This window comes from Streptomyces sp. NRRL B-24085 (assembly GCF_001282115.1).
Classification (GTDB): domain Bacteria; phylum Actinomycetota; class Actinomycetes; order Streptomycetales; family Streptomycetaceae; genus Streptomyces.
In genome coordinates, this window is record NZ_LJBR01000112.1 from 1 (window position 1) to 16244 (window position 16244).

Annotated in this window: 17 protein-coding genes and 1 riboswitch; of the genes, 7 read left to right on the forward strand and 10 right to left on the reverse strand. The window is 71.7% G+C overall.

Annotated features, from left to right (window positions below; all coding sequences use genetic code 11):
- Both AOJ26_RS14615 and AOJ26_RS14620 read right to left on the reverse strand, forming a co-directional pair.
- The coding region (locus AOJ26_RS14615; RefSeq protein ID WP_078959894.1) for a helix-turn-helix domain-containing protein at positions 1–711 on the reverse strand (711 nt) is incomplete at its 3' end.
- 343 nt (positions 712–1054) lie between these two features.
- Positions 1055–1630 carry a TerD family protein gene (locus AOJ26_RS14620; RefSeq protein ID WP_037709701.1) on the reverse strand — a complete coding sequence of 192 codons (576 nt, stop codon included), beginning with the start codon at positions 1628–1630 and terminating at the stop codon, positions 1055–1057.
- Positions 1631–1799: 169 nt separating this feature from the next.
- Here AOJ26_RS14620 and arfB point away from each other — a divergent pair, with 169 nt between their 5' ends.
- Positions 1800–2237: an alternative ribosome rescue aminoacyl-tRNA hydrolase ArfB gene (arfB, locus tag AOJ26_RS14625; protein WP_053848704.1), complete on the forward strand. Its 438-nt coding sequence runs from the start codon at positions 1800–1802 to the stop codon at positions 2235–2237.
- Positions 2238–2400: 163 nt separating this feature from the next.
- Positions 2401–3243, forward strand: coding sequence for a sigma-70 family RNA polymerase sigma factor (locus AOJ26_RS14630; protein WP_053848705.1), 843 nt, complete (start codon positions 2401–2403; stop codon positions 3241–3243).
- Here the strand turns inward: AOJ26_RS14630 and AOJ26_RS14635 are convergent.
- Both AOJ26_RS14635 and AOJ26_RS14640 read right to left on the reverse strand, forming a co-directional pair.
- A complete protein-coding gene (locus AOJ26_RS14635; RefSeq protein WP_053848706.1) occupies positions 3240–3710 on the reverse strand; it encodes a GNAT family N-acetyltransferase in 471 nt (156 codons plus the stop codon). The two genes, AOJ26_RS14630 and AOJ26_RS14635, sit on opposite strands and share 4 nt — an antisense overlap.
- A gap of 42 nt (positions 3711–3752) precedes the next feature.
- Positions 3753–4298 (reverse strand): flavin reductase family protein, encoded by a 546-nt coding sequence (locus AOJ26_RS14640; protein WP_078959895.1) that lies wholly within the window; start codon positions 4296–4298, stop codon positions 3753–3755.
- Positions 4299–4622: 324 nt separating this feature from the next.
- Between AOJ26_RS14640 and cdgB the strand changes: the two genes are divergently transcribed.
- Positions 4623–6278: a diguanylate cyclase CdgB gene (cdgB, locus tag AOJ26_RS14645; RefSeq protein WP_053848708.1), complete on the forward strand. Its 1656-nt coding sequence runs from the start codon at positions 4623–4625 to the stop codon at positions 6276–6278.
- Between the two features lie 121 nt (positions 6279–6399).
- Positions 6400–7341 (forward strand): CBM35 domain-containing protein, encoded by a 942-nt coding sequence (locus AOJ26_RS14650; RefSeq protein WP_053848709.1) that lies wholly within the window; start codon positions 6400–6402, stop codon positions 7339–7341.
- A 3-nt stretch (positions 7342–7344) separates the two neighbouring features.
- Here the strand turns inward: AOJ26_RS14650 and AOJ26_RS14655 are convergent, their stop codons facing one another.
- From AOJ26_RS14655 to AOJ26_RS14665, 3 genes are all read right to left on the reverse strand, one after another.
- Entirely contained in the window at positions 7345–8274 is a 930-nt protein-coding gene (locus AOJ26_RS14655; RefSeq protein WP_053848710.1) for a 1-phosphofructokinase family hexose kinase, read from the reverse strand.
- A gap of 82 nt (positions 8275–8356) precedes the next feature.
- Complete coding sequence (gene nagA, locus AOJ26_RS14660) at positions 8357–9568, reverse strand: N-acetylglucosamine-6-phosphate deacetylase (RefSeq protein ID WP_234358554.1); 1212 nt, start codon at positions 9566–9568, stop codon at positions 8357–8359.
- A complete protein-coding gene (locus AOJ26_RS14665) occupies positions 9568–10512 on the reverse strand; it encodes an ROK family protein (RefSeq protein WP_053848711.1) in 945 nt (314 codons plus the stop codon). The genes nagA and AOJ26_RS14665 overlap by 1 nt, the downstream gene beginning before the upstream one ends.
- A 169-nt stretch (positions 10513–10681) precedes the next feature.
- Here AOJ26_RS14665 and AOJ26_RS14670 point away from each other — a divergent pair, with 169 nt between their 5' ends.
- Positions 10682–11890 (forward strand): extracellular solute-binding protein, encoded by a 1209-nt coding sequence (locus tag AOJ26_RS14670; protein WP_053848712.1) that lies wholly within the window; start codon positions 10682–10684, stop codon positions 11888–11890.
- A gap of 33 nt (positions 11891–11923) precedes the next feature.
- Complete coding sequence (locus AOJ26_RS14675; protein ID WP_053848713.1) at positions 11924–12157, forward strand: DUF3263 domain-containing protein; 234 nt, start codon at positions 11924–11926, stop codon at positions 12155–12157.
- A 3-nt stretch (positions 12158–12160) separates the two neighbouring features.
- On the opposite strand, the gene otsB is transcribed toward AOJ26_RS14675, so the two are convergent.
- The 3 genes from otsB to AOJ26_RS14690 all read right to left on the reverse strand — a co-directional run bounded on the left by otsB (position 12161) and on the right by AOJ26_RS14690 (position 15392).
- Complete coding sequence (gene otsB, locus AOJ26_RS14680) at positions 12161–12982, reverse strand: trehalose-phosphatase (protein WP_053848714.1); 822 nt, start codon at positions 12980–12982, stop codon at positions 12161–12163.
- A 2-nt stretch (positions 12983–12984) separates the two neighbouring features.
- Entirely contained in the window at positions 12985–14379 is a 1395-nt protein-coding gene (locus tag AOJ26_RS14685) for an alpha,alpha-trehalose-phosphate synthase (UDP-forming) (protein WP_053848715.1), read from the reverse strand.
- Positions 14380–14447: 68 nt separating this feature from the next.
- Complete coding sequence (locus AOJ26_RS14690; protein WP_053848716.1) at positions 14448–15392, reverse strand: glucosyl-3-phosphoglycerate synthase; 945 nt, start codon at positions 15390–15392, stop codon at positions 14448–14450.
- 148 nt (positions 15393–15540) lie between these two features.
- A riboswitch (SAM riboswitch) is annotated at positions 15541–15699 on the forward strand.
- A gap of 17 nt (positions 15700–15716) precedes the next feature.
- On the opposite strand from AOJ26_RS14690, the gene AOJ26_RS14695 reads away from it, so the two are divergent.
- Positions 15717–16244: pyridoxal-phosphate dependent enzyme (locus AOJ26_RS14695; protein WP_159044285.1), on the forward strand; the 528-nt coding region annotated here is incomplete at its 3' end.

Sequence of the window (16244 nt, forward strand, 5' to 3'; positions counted from 1 at the left end):
GGGTGGTAGCTGGGCGGTGAGGCGGTGGGCCAGGAGGGCTGCCGGGCGGTGCAGGGGTTCCATGGGGAGGCGCGCGGTCAGGGCGTCCCGTACGTCGGTGGGGGTGAGGTCCCGTTCCAGCCAGGCGGCGACTCCGGGGGCCAGGTGTTCCGTGTCTGTGGCCGAGAGGAGCAGGCGGGGGTCGTGGCGGCGGAGCGTGGCGAGGAGCTCGATCGCCCGCTGGATGAGCGCGGGTGCCGGGTAGCCCGGCTGCGGTACGGCGGGCAGCAGCTTCTTGCGGGGGGCCGGTTGCCGTTTCCTCGGCGGCCCCGGAGCCTGGTCCTCGCCGGTCCGGCCGCGGTGACCCGGCCGGTTGCAGGAGACCGTACGGGAGACGATCCGGCCGCCGGGGACGCGTTCGCGGGTGCGGCGCAGGTAGCCGTGGGTCTCCAGGTCCCGCAGGGCGGCGGCGATCCGGTTCCTGCCCTCGGGGAAGCGGGTCGCGAGGGTCTTGATGTCCACGGGGGCACCGGCCGGGAGGGACTGGATGTACAGGGCCAGCCCTCTGGCGACGAGCGAGAGCTCCGGGTGCTGGGCGAGGTGGTTGCCGATCACCGTGAAGCGTTCGGTGTGACGGGCGTTCTCGTGAACGAGGCCACCCGCGTGGGGGTGGTTTTTGCCCGCGGTACGGGACTGGGCGGGCGTCGGCGCGCTAGGGTTTTGCGTGTCCATCGGGAAGTGGCTCTTCCTTGGTGGTCAGGCCCTCGCATCGGGATGCCAGTCCCCGCGAGGGCCGTTGTATGTCCGCAGCAGGTCTGCGGTTGTGTTGCGCCGACTGTAGAGCAAGCAACCGGGCCGAAATCCAGCTGAGTTGGCGATGTTCACTCGGGCGAGTGAGGCGAGTGAGCTGCGACTTCGCGGCGGGAGGAGGGGTGGGGCTTGGTGGGGTTTCTTTCAACCCTGGGTCCTTTGGGAAAGGCCGCCAGCGCCACCGAAGTCCGGGTTCTCGGGACACGGCCGGAGCCCCCGGCCGGTACGGCCAGGGGCTCCCGCTCAGCGCGGCGAATCGCTGTGACTAGACGTTGACGCCGAAGTCCTGCGCGATGCCGACCAGGCCGGACGCGTAGCCCTGGCCCACCGCGCGGAACTTCCACTCCGCGCCGTTGCGGTACAGCTCGCCGAAGACCATCGCCGTCTCCGTGGCCGCGTCCTCGGAGAGGTCGTAGCGGGCGATCTCGGCGCCGCCGGCCTGGTTCACGATGCGGATGTAGGCGTTGCGGACCTGGCCGAAGTTCTGCGAGCGGTTCTCCGCGTCGTAGATCGAGACCGGGAAGACGATCTTGTCGATGTCGGCCGGGAGACCGGCCAGGTTGACGTTGATCGCCTCGTCGTCGCCCGCGCCCTCGCCGGTGCGGTTGTCACCGGTGTGGACGATGGTGCTGTCCGGGGTCTGCTTGTTGTTGAAGAACACGAAGTGGGCGTCGGAGTAGACCTTGCCCTGCGTGTTGACCGCGATCGCGGAGGCGTCGAGGTCGAAGTCCGTGCCGGTGGTCGTGCGGACGTCCCAGCCGAGGCCCACGGTGACGGCGGTCAGGCCCGGAGCCTCCTTGGTGAGCGAGACGTTGCCACCCTTGGACAGGCTTACAGCCATTGTTGGGAGTCCCTTCCCTCGTTATGTAACGGGCACGAAGCTACAGCTACCTCTATGAACGCCGCGAGTGGTGTCGAAGGTTCCCCGCTTCTTTACTTTCTTTACCCAAGCGGAAGCGCTCGGCGGGCGGGGGATATTGGGGTGACGTGGACTGGTCAGAGGCGGGAACATGGACCCCATGTCCGGTCCTTACGTCATCCGCGGCTCCGTCTCCCTGCCCGAGGCCGAGCTCATGTGGCGTTTCTCGCGGTCGTCCGGTCCGGGCGGTCAGCACGTCAACACCAGTGACTCCCAGGTGGAGCTCCGCTTCGACCTCGCCCGCACCGAGGCCCTGCCCGAGGTGTGGAAGCAGCGGGCCCTCGCCAAGCTGGCCTCGCGGCTCGTCGACGGGGTCGTGACCGTCCGCTCCTCCGAGCACCGCTCGCAGTGGCGCAACCGGGAGACGGCGGCCGTGCGGTTGGCTGCGCTGCTCGCCGAGGCGACGGCGCCGCCGCCGAAGCCGCGGCGGCCCACGCGGATTCCCCGTGGGATCAATGAGCGCCGGTTGCGGGAGAAGAAGGCGCGGTCGGACACGAAGCGGGGACGGTCCGGGCGGGACTGGGGGTAAGCGGGTCGTCGTTCGGGTGCCGGTCCGTCGTGGCTGGTCGCGCCCACGCGGCGGAGCCGCATATCGATACAGCCCCGCGCCCCTGTGAAGCCGGCGTGTGTCACATCTCGCCCTGTCTCTCCGTCAACTCTTCGAGAGCTGACCACAACGAGAGCGGTGACCCATGCGCGACGAGGACTTCCTTGCCGAGCGGTTCGAGGCGCACCGCGGGCGGTTGCTGGCCGTGGCACGGCGGATGCTCGGGTCGGCCGGCGAGGCGGAGGACGCCGTGCAGGAGGCGTGGATGCGGATGAGCCGCTCGGACACCACCCACGTCGACAACCTCGGGGGCTGGCTGACCACGGTCGTCGGACGGGTCTGCCTCGACATGCTCCGCGCCCGCAGGTCCCGCGCCGAACAGCCCCTGGAAGCCGAGACACCGGTCCCGGCCGCCGCCCCCGACCCCGAGCAGGACGTCCTCCTGGCCGACTCGGTCGGCGGCGCCCTCCTCGTCGTCCTCGACACCCTCACCCCCGCCGAACGGCTCGCCTTCGTCCTCCACGACCTCTTCGCGGTCCCGTACGGCGAGATCGGCGGCGTCATCGGCAAGTCCCCCGCGGCCACCCGGCAGCTCGCCAGCAGGGCCCGGCGCCGGGTGCGGGGCGCCCAGGCGGCCGAGGCGGATCCGACGCGGCGGCGGGAACTCGTCGACGCCTTCCTCGCCGCCGCGCGCGAGGGCGACTTCGAGGGGCTGCTGGACGTCCTCGACCCGGACGTCGTGGTGCGCACGGAGGCCGGGGTGACGGCGGGGGCGCTCGCCGTGGCCAAGGGGGCCAGCGGCTACGCGCGGCACATCACCGGTGTCGTCGTCCCGGCTCTCGTCGAGGGCCGCGCCGGTATCGCGCTGCTGCGGGACGGCCGGGTGGAGCGGACCCTCGCGTTCACGTTCGTACACGACCGGATCGCCGTGATCGACATCACCACGGACCCGGCGACGGCCGCGCGCTCGGACGTCACCCTCCTCTAGGCGAGGTCCAGGACCCCCACCGTCTCTCCCTCGCTCAGCTCCCCGGTCCGGCGGAAGCCCAGCTTCAGATAGAACTCGGCCGGGCCGTCCGGGCCCTCGTGCCAGGTGACGTACAACTCCTTCGTGCCCCGGCGGCGCAGCTCCGCGGCGACGGACTCGACGGCGAAACGGCCGTAGCCCTGGCCCTGGGCGTCGGCCGCGATGTTCAGGCGCCACAGGCCGGAGCGGCGCACGGTGCCGCCGTCGGCGCGCCAGTCGATGTCGAGGAAGGCCATCAGGAAGCCGACCGTGCGGTCACCGTCGACGATCAGCCGGGGCCAGGCGACGCCCGGGGGATGGACGTACGCCTCGGCGAGGGACTGCATCACGGGGGAGACCGCGAATTCCTGCTCCGGGCGGACGCGTATGGCGGTCGCCGTTTCGAAATTCCCGGGTGTGACCTCTTCGAGGCGGGGTGCGAATGTCATCCGGGGACCTTAGGACGAGCCGGCGGCGCACCGCCACGGAATTCATCCCAACTGCCGGTACCGGCCCCGGAAATAGGTCAGCGGGCCGCCCTCCGCGCTCGGCACGTCGGCGGTGAGGACACGGCCGATCACCAGGGTGTGGTCGCCGGCCTCCACACGCTGCTCGGTGCGGCACTCCAGCGTGGCGAGGGCGCCGCCCACCAGAACGGCGCCTGTCGCCGAGCCGCGGACGTACGGGATGTCCTCGAACAGCAGGCGGTCGCTGATGCGGCCCTTCATGGCGAAGCGGCCGGCGATGTGCCGCTGGCTCTCCGACAGGACGGACACCGCCCACAGCGGCTGCTCGTCGAGCAGGTCGTCCATGCGGGAGCCGGTCCGCAGGCTGACCAGCACCAGAGGCGGGTCCAGGGAGACCGACAGGAACGCCGTGGCCGTCATGCCGACGTCCTCGCCCTTGGGTCCCTCGGCGTCGAGCGGGGGCTCGAACGCGGTCACCAGGACCACGCCCGCGGCCAGCCGGGACATGGCGGCGCGGAACTCGTCGTTGCTCACCCCCACAGCATGCCCGGAAGCGGGCGGAGGGATCATCGGGACGGTGGGGGAGGCAGTGTTCGACACGCCCGAAACGCTAGTCCCGGCGCCGCGCCCGCCGCATCGGGCCTTCGCCCGAGACCGGACCTAGGTCTCCCGACGGGCGGCCTGCCGGAACCTGCATAATCGCCCGAAATTTGCGTGCGGTAAACGCACAGGAAAAACACAGAAACCCCGCTCAATTGCTCATCTTTCGCTGTGACTTGAGTCACAAGAGGTGCCAATTGTTGACCCTGTGTACCGGGCGGGCAGCGCGCTGTGATTCAGTGGCTGGACAGATGACCCTTGATTCACTGCGAGGTCTCGGGGGGAGGGCGAGCAATGGAGAGCGAGTCGGAGCCGTACGTCCGCCTTGCGTCCCTGCGACAACTGCACCAGGTCATGGCCGACATGAACACGGCCCGCAGCCTGGCCGACACACTGCAGACCGTCGCGAACGGCGTGGTCACCGCACTCGGCTACGAGCTGGCGTGCGTCAATCTCGTGCGCCCCGACGGCGATCTCGTGGTCGCCGCCTTCGCCGGGAACCAGGCCGCCGAGGCGCTGATCACCGGCCGGGTGGGCTCCCGCGAGTCCTGGGAGCGCCGGCTGAGCATGGGGGAGACCTGGGGCGACCTGGTCTTCATACCGCACACCGAGGGCTGGATCCTCGACGACGACGACGTCCCGCAGTGGTACACCGACGGCCCCGCGCCCCGCTTCGAGGACGAGTGGCACCCCTCCGACCGGCTGTTCGCGCCGATGTACACACCGGGCGTGCCGGGCGGCCAGTGCGGCGAGCTGATCGGCGTGCTCTCCGTGGACCGGCCGCGCAACGGCCGCAGGCCGGGCGCCTGGGGCCGCGAAGCGCTCCAGATGTACACGTTCCAGGCCGCCATCGCGATCAGCAACGCGCGCCTGCGCGCCAACATGCAGCGCGCGCTGGTCAGGCTCGAAAGGGAGCAGCAGGCGCTCAGGGCCAGCGAGGAGAGCTTCCGGCAGGCCTTCGAGTACGCCCCCTCCGGCATGGCCATCGCCGAGATGGGCGGCGACCAGCACGGCCGGATCCTGCGCACCAACGACGCCCTGTGCCGCCTCCTCGGCCGCCCCGCGTCCGCCATGCGCCGCTACTCCTTCTCCGACCTGGTCCACCCCGAGGACATAGGCACCCTGCTGCGGACCTCGGCGGAGGGTGGACGCGCCGAGCTCCGCCTCGGGCGCCGGGACGGCACGTACGTCTGGGTCTCCCTGCGCAACTCGGTGGTCGCCGACGCCGCCGACGGCCCGCGCTTCCTGCTCACCCACGTCGAGGACATCGAGGAGCGCAAGCGCCGCGAGCTCCAGCTCGCCCACCGCGCCTCCCACGACTCCCTCACCGGCCTGCCGAACTCCGCCGAGCTGCGCTCGCGGCTGTCCTCCCGGCTCTGTCAGCGCCCCACCCACACCGGCGCCCTGGAGCCCGTGGACGCGGCCTTCGGGCACCCGGCCTTCGACGCGGGCGGCCACGGCTTCGACTTCCGGCAGGGCGGCGCCGAGGCGTTCGACGCCTTCGACCACCACGTGCACACCGTCGCCCCCGAGGGGGAGCGCGACGACGGCACCAAGGGGCTCGCGGTGCTCTTCTGCGACCTCGACGGCTTCAAGTCGATCAACGACCGGTTCGGGCACAACGCGGGCGACGCGGTCCTCATCGAGGTCGCCCGTCGGCTGTCCCAGTGCGTGCGCGACGGCGACACCGTGGCGCGGCTCGGCGGCGACGAGTTCGTGATCCTCGCCGACGGTCTCGGCAAGGCCGACGCGGCGGACCTCGCGGTGCGCCTGCGCAACGAGATCATCCAGCCGATCCGGGCCGAGGGACGGGCCGTGCGGGTCGGTGCCAGCTTCGGCATCGGCTGGGCGCACTGCGGCATGACCGCGGACGAAGTGCTGAAGTCGGCCGACGAGCGGATGTACGTCGAGAAACGATCTCGTCCCAAACAGCACAGACGCGCGGGCTGAGCCCCAGGTCAGCGAGCCGATGCGATCCGAGTCACCCGTTTGGGCCATCTGGAGCGGGTAGGCTCGCCATTCTGACTCCACGTATCGCATCCGATCCGCACCTGTTGAGGAGTACCAAGGGATGACGTCCGGCAACAACGGCGCGAGCACGCCCGAGGACGACGACCCGTTCGGCTACCTCTACGCCGACGGCCAGGCCAACGGGGCCCAGCCGCCCTCCGGCGGTTACGGCTACCCGAACTCCGTCAACAGAGTCCGCGCGGTCGGCCAGCGCCAGTACGGGCAGCAGCAGGCACCGACCGCGCCGACCGCGGCGTACGGCCAGGTCCCGCAGCAGCAGGCCCCGGGCGGCTACGGCCAGCCCAGCGCGCACTACGCCGCCCCCGAGACCTTCCCCGGCTCCGCCCCCACCAGCCAGCAGCCCATGCCGGGCCACGGCGGCGGTGGCCGGCGCAGCGGCGGACCCAACACCAAGGGCCTCCTGATCGGCGCGATCGCCGTGGTGGCCGCGGTGGTCATCGGCATCGGCATCGCGATCGCGGGCGGCGACGACGAGAAGGGCGACAAGGGCAACGAGGCGGCGACGACCCCGACGGCGTCCCAGAGCTCGGAGCCGAGTGCGTCGAGCTCGGCGACAGCGGAGGCCGAGCTGCCGAAGGCCGACGCGAAGACGATGCGGCTGGAGGGCGGTACCATCGCCGCGTCCGACGTGAAGGGGGCCCAGGCCGCCGGCGGCGTCTACGTCCAGGGCTTCAACCAGGTCGGCGCCTCCGTCACCTGGACGGTCAACGGCATCAAGAAGGCCGGCACCTATCGGGTCTACGTCCGCTACAGCCTCCCCGCGGAGGACGCCAACGCGACGGTGACGGTCAACGGGAAAACCGCCTCCCGGCCGCTGAACATGAAGAACTTCGGTGGGCTTCCCGCCAACGAATGGCAGGAGACCTGGGCCCAGGTCTCCCTGACCAAGGGCACCAACACCATTCAGCTCTCGTGCCAGCAGGGCAACCAGTGCAACGCCCTGCTCGACCAGTTCTCCGTGACGGAGAACGTCGACCAGTAGGGCTCACGCCGCGCCGACCTCCCTCGTGACCGCGACCCGCTCCAGCAGATCCTCGTAGGTCGGCCGGTCGAACTCGCCCGCCACCGGGGTCAGTACGGTCGCCGCCGAGAGGGCTGCCGCGTGGGTCAGGCGGGTCGGCCAGGGGAGTTGGCGCACCAGGCCGGACAGCAGGGCCGCGACCACCGAGTCGCCGGCGCCCGTGGGGTTGCCGGAGACCGGGGTCGGGGGCGTGGCGCGCCAGCGGCCCTCGGGAGTGACCGCCAGGAGGCCGTCCTTGCCGAGGGTCGCGACCACCGACCGGGCCCCCCGCCGGCGGGCGTCCTGCGTCGCGCGCAGCGGTTCGTGGGAGCCGGTCAGTTCGGACAGTTCCTCGGCGTTCGGCTTGAGGATGTCGGGGCGGGCGGCGACCCCGCGGCGCAGTGCCTCGCCGCTGGTGTCGAGGAGGACCGGGACCCCGGCCGCCTTCGCCGTGCGGACCAGGCCCGCGTACGCCCCCACCGGCACCCCCGGCGGCAGGCTCCCGCACAGGGCCACCGCCGAGACCGACGGGACGAGATCCTCGTACTCCTCCTGGAAGGCGGACCACTCCGCGGGTGTGACGGTGGGGCCCGGTTCGTTGAGCTGGGTGGTGTCGCCGGAGCGTTCGTCCACGACGGCGATCGTGCGCCGGGTCGGGCCGGTGACCGGGACGAGCGCGTCCACCAGTCCGGGTACGGCGGTGAGTTGCTCCTGGACCGTGCGTCCCGTGGCGCCGCCCGTGAAGCCGGTGACCGTCACCTCGTGGCCGAGCGCGGCCAGCACCCGGGCCACGTTCAGGCCCTTGCCGCCGGGGCGCTCGACGACCTCGGAGACCCGGTGGCTGGTGTGCGGCCGCAGCGACCGCACCCGGTAGGTGATGTCGAGAGCGGTGTTCAGCGTGACCGTGAGGATCACCCGGGCCGACCTCCCCCGAAGACGGACGGACATGTGCCCGTCCAGTCTCCCAGGATGATCCCGGACCCAACAGCGGGACAGATCACCCCAGTTGGGGATCGACCACCCATTCACCCCGGCGCATGACGCCCTTGAGGTCGAATTGATGGTCGAGGAGGACCAGGTCGGCGTCCTTGCCGGGCTCCAGGGACCCGATGCGGTCGGACATGCCGAGCAGCCGGGCCGGGTTGGCGGAGATGGCCGCGACCACGTCCTCGACCGGCAGCCGGTCGACGGTCACCGCCCGCTTGAAAGCGCGGTCCAGGGTCAGCGTCGAGCCGGCGATCGAACCGCCCTCGACCAGCCGGGCGACGCCCTCGCTGACCTCGACCTCCAGGGGGCCGAGCATGTAGCGCCCGTCGCCGAAGCCGGCCGCGTCCATGGCGTCCGTGATGAAGGCGACCCGCTGCGCACCCGCGTGGTGGAACGCCAGCTGGAGGGCGGCCGGGTGCAGGTGCGTGCCGTCGTCGATGAGCTCGACCGTGATCCGCTCGTCCTCCAGGAGGGCGGTGATGGGTCCCGGGGCGCGGTGACCGAGGGGCGGCATCGCGTTGAACAGGTGGGTGGCGACGGTCGCGCCCGCCTCGATCGCCTCGACGGTCTGCTCGTAGCTCGCGTCCGTGTGGCCGATCGCCGCGATGACCCCGTGTTCGGCGAGCAGCCGCACGGAGTCGACGCCGCCGGGGAGTTCGGTGGCGAGGGTGAGCATCCTGGCCTGACCGCGCGCCGCGTCGATCAGCTTGCGGACCTCCGCCGGGTCGGGGTCGCGGAGCAGGTTCTCCGAGTGCGCGCCCTTGCGGCAGGGGGAGATGAAAGGGCCCTCGAAGTGGATGCCGGCGATGTCGCCCTGCTCGGCGAGTTCGCTCAGCAGGCCGGCCCGGTGGGCGAGGAAGTCCATGTCGCCGGTGACGGTGGAGGCGACGAGGGTGGTGGTGCCGTGGGCGTGGTGGGTGGCGATGCCCTTGAGCACGTCCTCGATCGTGCCCGAGGTGAAGGAGGCCCCGCCGCCGCCGTGGTTGTGCAGGTCGACGAAACCCGGGACCAGCCAGTGGCCGGTCACGTCGAGGACCTGGGCGTTGTCCGGGGCGGCGCCGATGATTCGGGTGCCGTCGACGATCACCCGGCCGTGCGGCACGGCTCCGGTGGGGAGGACGACCGTCGCACCGGACAGGACGAGGGGCGACGTGCCGGTTGCGGGGTGCGGGTTCGTCGTGGCTGGTCGCGCAGTTCCCCGCGCCCCTGGGTGGGCTGCCATCAGCTCGTTGCCTCCGTACCGTCGGTCGTGTCGAGGAGATCCCAGGCCAGGAGGCCCGCGCCCAGACAACCCGCCGTGTCGCCCAGGGCCGCCGGGACGATCGTCGGGAGCTTCTGGAAGGTGACCCGGCTGCGGACCGCCTCCCGCAGCGGTGTGAACAAGGTTTCCCCCGCCTCCGCGAGGCCGCCACCGATGATCAGGGTGCGGGGGTCCAGGAGGGTGAGGGCGGTGACCAGGCCGTCGGCCAGGGGGTCCACGGCGCGCTGCCAGATCTCCCGGGCCTTCGGGTCCTCGGCCTCCACCGCCTTCGCGCAGTCCGCCGCGTCCGCCGCCGGGTTCCCGGTGGCCGCGGACCAGGCCTCGCTGACGGCGGCCGCGGAGGCGTACCGCTCCAGGCAGCCGCGCTGGCCGCAGGGACAGGGCGTGCCGTCCGGGCGTACGACGACATGGCCGATCTCGCCCGCGAAGCCGTGGGCGCCCGCCTCCACCCGTCCGTCGATGCCGATGGCGCCCGCGATACCGGTGCCCAGGGCGACGAAGAGGAAGCGGTCGGTGCCGCGGCCGGCTCCGACGCGGCCCTCGGCGAGGCCGCCGGTGCGGACGTCGTGGCCGAGGGCGACCGGGACGTCGCCGAGGCGCTCGGCGAGCAGGGTGCGCAGGGGGACGTCCCGCCAGCCCAGGTTGGCGGCATAGGCCGCGATGCCCCGGTCCTCGTCGACGATGCCGGGGACGGCGACGCCGGCCGCGGCCGCGGGGGCGCCGAGGTGCTCGGTGCCGTACGCGCGCAGCTCGGCGGCGAAGTCGAGGATGCCGTCGACGACCGCGTCCGGTCCGCGCTCGCGCCCGGTCGCCCGGCGGGCCCGGTGCAGGAGCTCGCCGCCCGCGCCGACCAAGGCCGCCTTCATCCCGGTGCCGCCCACGTCGAGGGCGATGACATGTCTCACGGGGGACAGTGTGACCCGTTGACCCGCAAGAGGTCTAGTCCACTCACGTGGTGTAGACCTTACTTCTGAGATATGTATGACTTTTCGAAAGTTTTCGAACGTGAGTTTGGGGCGGTTGTCGGTGCGGCGGCGTAGGACGGGAACGATCGCGGCGGTGTCCGCACTGGGTATGACGGCAGTCCTGGGCGGCTGCGGCCTGGGCGGCGGGTCGGACGAGGTGACGCTGAGACTGGTCGCCGCCGACTACGGCGACAGCGCGGCGAACAGCTCCCGCAAGTACTGGGACAAGCTCGTCCAGGAGTACGAGGCGAAGCACTCCGGTGTGAAGATCGACGTCAGCGTCTACTCGTGGACCGACGTCGACCGCAAGGTCAAGGAACTGGTCGACGCCGGCAAGGCCCCCGACATGGCGCAGATCGGCGCCTACGCCGACTACGCCGACAAGGGCCTGCTCTACAAGGCGGACGAACTGGTCGGGATCCGGGAGCAGGCCGACTTCGTCTCCCAGCTCGGCTCCGCGGGGCGGATCAACGGGATGCAGTACGGCATGCCGTTCGCCGCGTCGACCCGGCTGCTCTTCTACAACAAGACCCTGTTCGCCGACGCCGGGCTCACCCCGCCCACCACGTGGAAGGAGCTGGCCGCCGACGCCGAGGCGCTCAAGGCGGACGGGGTGAAGTACCCGTACGCGCTGCCGCTCGGCCCCGAGGAGGCGCAGGCCGAGACCATGCAGTGGCTGCTGAGCGGGGGCGGCGGGTACGTCGACGACGTCGGGACGTACGGCATCGACTCCGAGGAGAACGTCGCCACGCTGACCTGGCTCAAGGACGACCTCGTCGGCAAGGGCCTGACCGGGCCGGTGGCGCCCGAGAACCTGAACCGGGCCGCCGCGTTCTCGGCGTTCGCCGCCGGGGACGTCGGGATGCTCAACGGGCACCCCTCGCTGATGAAGATCGCCGCCGAGAAGGGGGTGAAGTTCGGCATGGTGCCCATGCCCGGCGCCGACGGTCCGACCAAGAACTCCATGGGCGTCGCCGACTGGATGATGGCCTTCCGGCAGAACGGCCACGCCGAGCAGGTGGGCGACTTCCTGGACTTCGTCTACAGCGAGAAGAACGTCCTCGCGTTCTCCCGGGAGTACGACCTGCTGCCGGTGACCAACTCCGCCTCCGAGGTCATGAGCGCGAGCTCCCGGGATGCCGACCTCAAGCCCTTCCTGGCCGCGCTGCCCTCCGCCGAGCTGCCGCCGGTGGGCAAGACGTCCTGGGCCTCGGTCAGCGCCGCGGTGAAGAAGCGGATCGGCGCCGCGGTGAGCTCCGGCGGGAGCCCGACGCAGGTGCTGCGCGCCCTCCAGCTCACCGCGCAGAACGCGGAGTAGTCGCTGTCGGTGGCGGGGGTTACGGTTCCGGGCATGGAGCATGCGGGACTCGACCGCCGGGAGCGGGACATCCTCGCGCTGGAGCGCCGCGGTTTCGCGGGCCCCGGCGCCAAGGAGCGGGCGATACGTGAGGAGCTGGGCCTGGCGCCGGTCCGCTACTACCAGCTCCTCAACGCGCTGCTGGACGACGAACGCGCGCTGGCCCACGACCCGGTGACGGTCAACCGGCTGCGCAGGGTGCGCCAGGCCCGGCGCGAGGAGCGCTGAGGGTCAGGCGAGCCGCTCCGCCAGAGCCCGCAGCAGGCCCACCACGCCGGCCGGGCCGTCCACCACCAGGTCGGCCCGCTTGCGCAGCTCGGTCACCTCGTCGCTGCCGCTGCACACCAGGAGGCCGGCGGTGCCGGCGGTACGCAGTTCGTCGACCGCGGAGAAGGCGGGCAGGTCGCCCAGGTCGTCGCCGGCGAACAGCACGGACCGGGCGGAGACCTCGCGGGCGTGCTCCAGCAGGGCCACCCCCTTGTCCACGCCCGGCGGGCGGAGCTCCAGGACCAGACGGCCGGGTTCCACGATCAGGCCGTTGCGGGCGGCCAGGTCGGTGAGGGGACCGCGCAGGGCCTCGAAGGCGGACTGGGGGTCGGCCGCCCGGCGGGTGTGGACGGCCACCGCACGGCCGCCCTTCTCCTCCAGCCAGGCACCGGTCCCGGCCAGGAGCGCCGGCAGTTCGGCGCGGGCCGCCGTCACACCGGGATGCGGGGCGGGGGCGGTGACCTCGCCCGTCGTCGCCTCCCAGCGCTCCGCCCCGTAGTGGCCGAGCACGGTCAGGTGCTCCAGGCCCGGGACGCCCGCGAAACCGCCGTTGCGGACGGCGACCGCGGCCGGGCGGCCGGTGATCACCGTCACGGACGCCACCTTCGGCGCGAGGGCCGCGAGCGCCGGCACCGCCTCCGGGTGGGCGACCGCCTTCTCCGGGTCCGCCACGATCGGCGCGAGCGTCCCGTCGAAGTCCAGGCCGATCAGCGCCCGGTGCGGCTCCGCGAGGAGGGCGCGCAAGCCCTCCTGACCGGCGGGGGTGAGGGGGGTAGGAAGGTTCATGCTCACCCGTTCAGCGCGTGCAGCGCGTTGAGCTGGTCCAGGAACCACTGCGCCGGCGGGAGCGCCGTCGCCGCCGCGGCGAGCCGCTTCGCGCGTTCGGCCCGTTCGTGGGACGGCAGCGTCAGCGCCTCGTGCAGGGCCGCCGCCGTCTGCTCCACGTCGTACGGGTTCACCACGATCGCGTCCTCGCCGAGCTCCTCGTACGCCCCGGCCTCCCGCGACAGCACCAGCGCGCACCCCTCGTCGGAGACCACCGGCACCTCCTTCGCGACCAGGTTCATGCCGTCCCGGATGGGGTTGACCAGCGCCACGTCGGCCAGCCGGTACGCGGCGAGGGAGCGCGCGAAGTCGTCCTTCAGATTCAGCAGGACCGGGGTCCAGCCAGGTGTGCCGAACGTGTCGTTGATCTCCCGCGCCACCCGCTGCACCTCGGCCGTGTAGTCCCGGTACACCGCCAGGTCCTGCCGCGACGGATACGCGAACGCCACGTGCACGACCCGCTCCCGCCACTCCGGCCGCGACTCCAGCAGCCGCCGGTAGGCGTGCAGACCCCGCACGATGTTCTTGGACAGCTCGGTCCGGTCCACCCGCACGATCGTCTTTCGGCCCGCGCCGATCTCCTCGCGCAGGGCGACGATCCGCTCCTCGACATCGGCCTCGTGGGAGCGGGCGCGCAGGAAGTCGGCGTCCGCGCCGAGGCCGTGCACCCCGACCCGCGTCCCGCCGAGCCCGTCCGCGAACTCCGTGACGCAGGCCGTGAAGGCGTCCGCCCAGCGCCGGGTGAGGAAGCCGAGCCGGTCGGCGCCCAACATGCCCCGCAGCAGCTGGGACGCGATGTCGTCCGGCAGCATCCGGAAGTACTCCACCGGCGCCCACGGCGTGTGCGAGAAGTGGGCGATGCGCAGGTCGGGGCGGAGTTCGCGGAGCATCCCCGGCACCAGGCACAGGTGGTAGTCCTGCACCAGGACCGCCGCCCCCTCGGCCGCCTCCTCGGCGAGCGCCTCGGCGAAGGCGCGGTTGTACGTCTCGTACGACGCCCACTGGCGCCGGAACTCCGCGTCGAAGGACGGTTCCAACGGGGTCTGGTAGAGCAGGTGGTGGACGAACCAGAGGACCGAGTTCGCGATGCCGTTGTACGCGTCCGCGTGCACGTCGGCCGGGATCGCGAGCATGCGGACGCCGTCCTCGCCGACCCCCTGCCGTACCGCCTCGCGGTCGCCCTCGGACAGCGCCGAGCACACCCACAGCGCGCCGGCCTCCGGCCCGATCGCCGACAGGCCCGAGACGAGGCCGCCGCCGCCGCGCTTCGCTTTGAGCTCGCCGTTTTCCTGGACCTCGTAGGAGACCGGACCTCGGTTGGATGCGACCAGTACGTGAGCGTTGTGCGAGGGAGCCATGCCTCGACATCTAGCCCGGGGTGCAACCGCTCAAACGTTCCCTTGGGAGCGCTCCAGAACGGGCGCTCCTACGCTGCCCTTCTTTTCACGTACTCCGGGATCTCCGTCATCGGCGGCCGCTCCTCCGTGTCCACCGAGTACGTCCGCGGCTCGAAGCCCTCCCGGCCCCGCTCGAACTGGGTGAGGGCGGGCCGGATCAGGTGGCCGCGGGCCAGCCGGAGCTGGGCGGTGCGGTAGATCGCGGCGGACATCCGGCCCAGGGCCTGCCCGTCCTGGTGGCGGTGCTTGCGCACCCCGACGTCGACCTGGGCCAGGGCGTCCAGGCCCACCAGGTGCAGGGCGTCGACCAGCATGCCCAGCTCGACGCCGTAGCCGACGGGGAACGGCAACTGCTCCAGCAGCGAGCGCCGGGCCGCGTACTCACCGCCCAGCGGCTGCACGAAACCGGCGAGCTGCGGCCAGTGCATGTTCAGCAGCGGGCGCGCCATGAGCTCGGTGACCCGGCCGCCCTGCCCGGCGGCGCCGCCCAGGGGACGGTCGTACATGCCCTTGACCAGGTCGACGCCGGGGTCGGTGAGCAGCGGGCCGACGATCCCGGAGACGAAGTCCGAGGAGAACTCCTGCAGGTCGGCGTCTATGAAGCAGACGATGTCCCCGGTCGTGACGAGCAGGGACCGCCACAGGACCTCGCCCTTGCCGGGCACCGCCGGGATGCGCGGGAGGATGTCGTCGCGGTGGACGACCCGTGCGCCGGCCGCGGCGGCGACCTGGGAGGTGCGGTCGGTCGATCCCGAGTCCACGACGACGATCTCGTCGACGAGCGGGACCTGCTGCATGAGGTCATGACGGATGACGGCGACGATGTCACCGACCGTCGCCTCCTCGTTGAGGGCGGGCAGGACGACACTGACCGTCCGGCCCGTGGCCCGCTTCGCCGCCATGATCCGGTGGAGCGGGCGATCGGTCACGGACCAGGAACGGGTCGCCAGCCAGCGCTCGACTTCGTTCAGCACAGTGCGCGGCTCCTCTGCGTGTGATCTGCGTGTGATCCATCTCGCCGTTCGGACGACTATCTCAACTGTCCTGGTCGTCGGTTACAGTCTTGAACAACGCGGGTGACCATCGCATGTCCTGGGTGGCCCGCCGTTCACAACTTCACACCGCTCATCCAGAGGGGCAGAGGGATACGGCCCGATGAAGCCCCGGCAACCCTCCAGTCGGCTCTCGTAGCGATCACTGACGATCGTCTCCGCGAGGCTCCCGGCTCGGGAAGGTGCCAAATCCGTCTCACGGCGAAGTGCGTCGTGAGGAAGATGAGGAGAAAGGGCCTCGCCTCCATGGCTGCGCAGACTGTTGCAAGCACCACGAACTCCGTCGACCTGGGTCCCGCCGCGGCGCTGAGCTGCCGCGAATGCGGCCACCGCGTCCCGCTCGGCCCGGTATTCGCCTGTGAGGAGTGTTTCGGCCCGCTCGAGATCGCGTACGACTTCTCGGCCTACGACACCGAGGAGCTCCGCAAGCGGATCGAGGCGGGACCCGCGAACATCTGGCGCTACGCCCCGCTGCTGCCCGTCCCCGCGGACGTGGCGGACAAGCCCAACATCAACCCCGGCTGGACCAAGCTCGTCAAGGCGGACAACCTCGCCCGCGAACTCGGCGTGACCGGCGGCCTGTACGTCAAGGACGACTCCGGCAACCCGACGCACTCCTTCAAGGACCGCGTCGTCGCGCAGGCCCTGGAGGCGGCTCGCGCCTTCGGCTTCACCACGCTCTCCTGCTCCTCCACCGGCAACCTGGCCGGCGCGGTCGGTGCCGCCGCGGCCCGGGCCGGGTTCCGCTCCTGCGTGTTCATCCCGCACGACCTG

What these genes read in the sequence shown, in the direction of transcription:
- AOJ26_RS14620 (WP_037709701.1), bottom strand. Translation starts at nt 1,630, where the DNA reads ATGGCTGTAAGCCTGTCCAAGGGTGGCAACGTCTCGCTCACCAAGGAG.
- arfB (WP_053848704.1), top strand. Translation starts at nt 1,800, where the DNA reads ATGGACCCCATGTCCGGTCCTTACGTCATCCGCGGCTCCGTCTCCCTG.
- AOJ26_RS14630 (WP_053848705.1), top strand. Translation starts at nt 2,401, where the DNA reads ATGCGCGACGAGGACTTCCTTGCCGAGCGGTTCGAGGCGCACCGCGGG.
- AOJ26_RS14635 (WP_053848706.1), bottom strand. Translation starts at nt 3,710, where the DNA reads ATGACATTCGCACCCCGCCTCGAAGAGGTCACACCCGGGAATTTCGAA.
- AOJ26_RS14640 (WP_078959895.1), bottom strand. Translation starts at nt 4,298, where the DNA reads ATGATCCCTCCGCCCGCTTCCGGGCATGCTGTGGGGGTGAGCAACGAC.
- cdgB (WP_053848708.1), top strand. Translation starts at nt 4,623, where the DNA reads ATGGAGAGCGAGTCGGAGCCGTACGTCCGCCTTGCGTCCCTGCGACAA.
- AOJ26_RS14650 (WP_053848709.1), top strand. Translation starts at nt 6,400, where the DNA reads ATGACGTCCGGCAACAACGGCGCGAGCACGCCCGAGGACGACGACCCG.
- nagA (WP_234358554.1), bottom strand. Translation starts at nt 9,568, where the DNA reads ATGGCAGCCCACCCAGGGGCGCGGGGAACTGCGCGACCAGCCACGACG.
- AOJ26_RS14670 (WP_053848712.1), top strand. Translation starts at nt 10,682, where the DNA reads ATGACGGCAGTCCTGGGCGGCTGCGGCCTGGGCGGCGGGTCGGACGAG.
- AOJ26_RS14675 (WP_053848713.1), top strand. Translation starts at nt 11,924, where the DNA reads ATGGAGCATGCGGGACTCGACCGCCGGGAGCGGGACATCCTCGCGCTG.
- otsB (WP_053848714.1), bottom strand. Translation starts at nt 12,982, where the DNA reads ATGAACCTTCCTACCCCCCTCACCCCCGCCGGTCAGGAGGGCTTGCGC.
- AOJ26_RS14685 (WP_053848715.1), bottom strand. Translation starts at nt 14,379, where the DNA reads ATGGCTCCCTCGCACAACGCTCACGTACTGGTCGCATCCAACCGAGGT.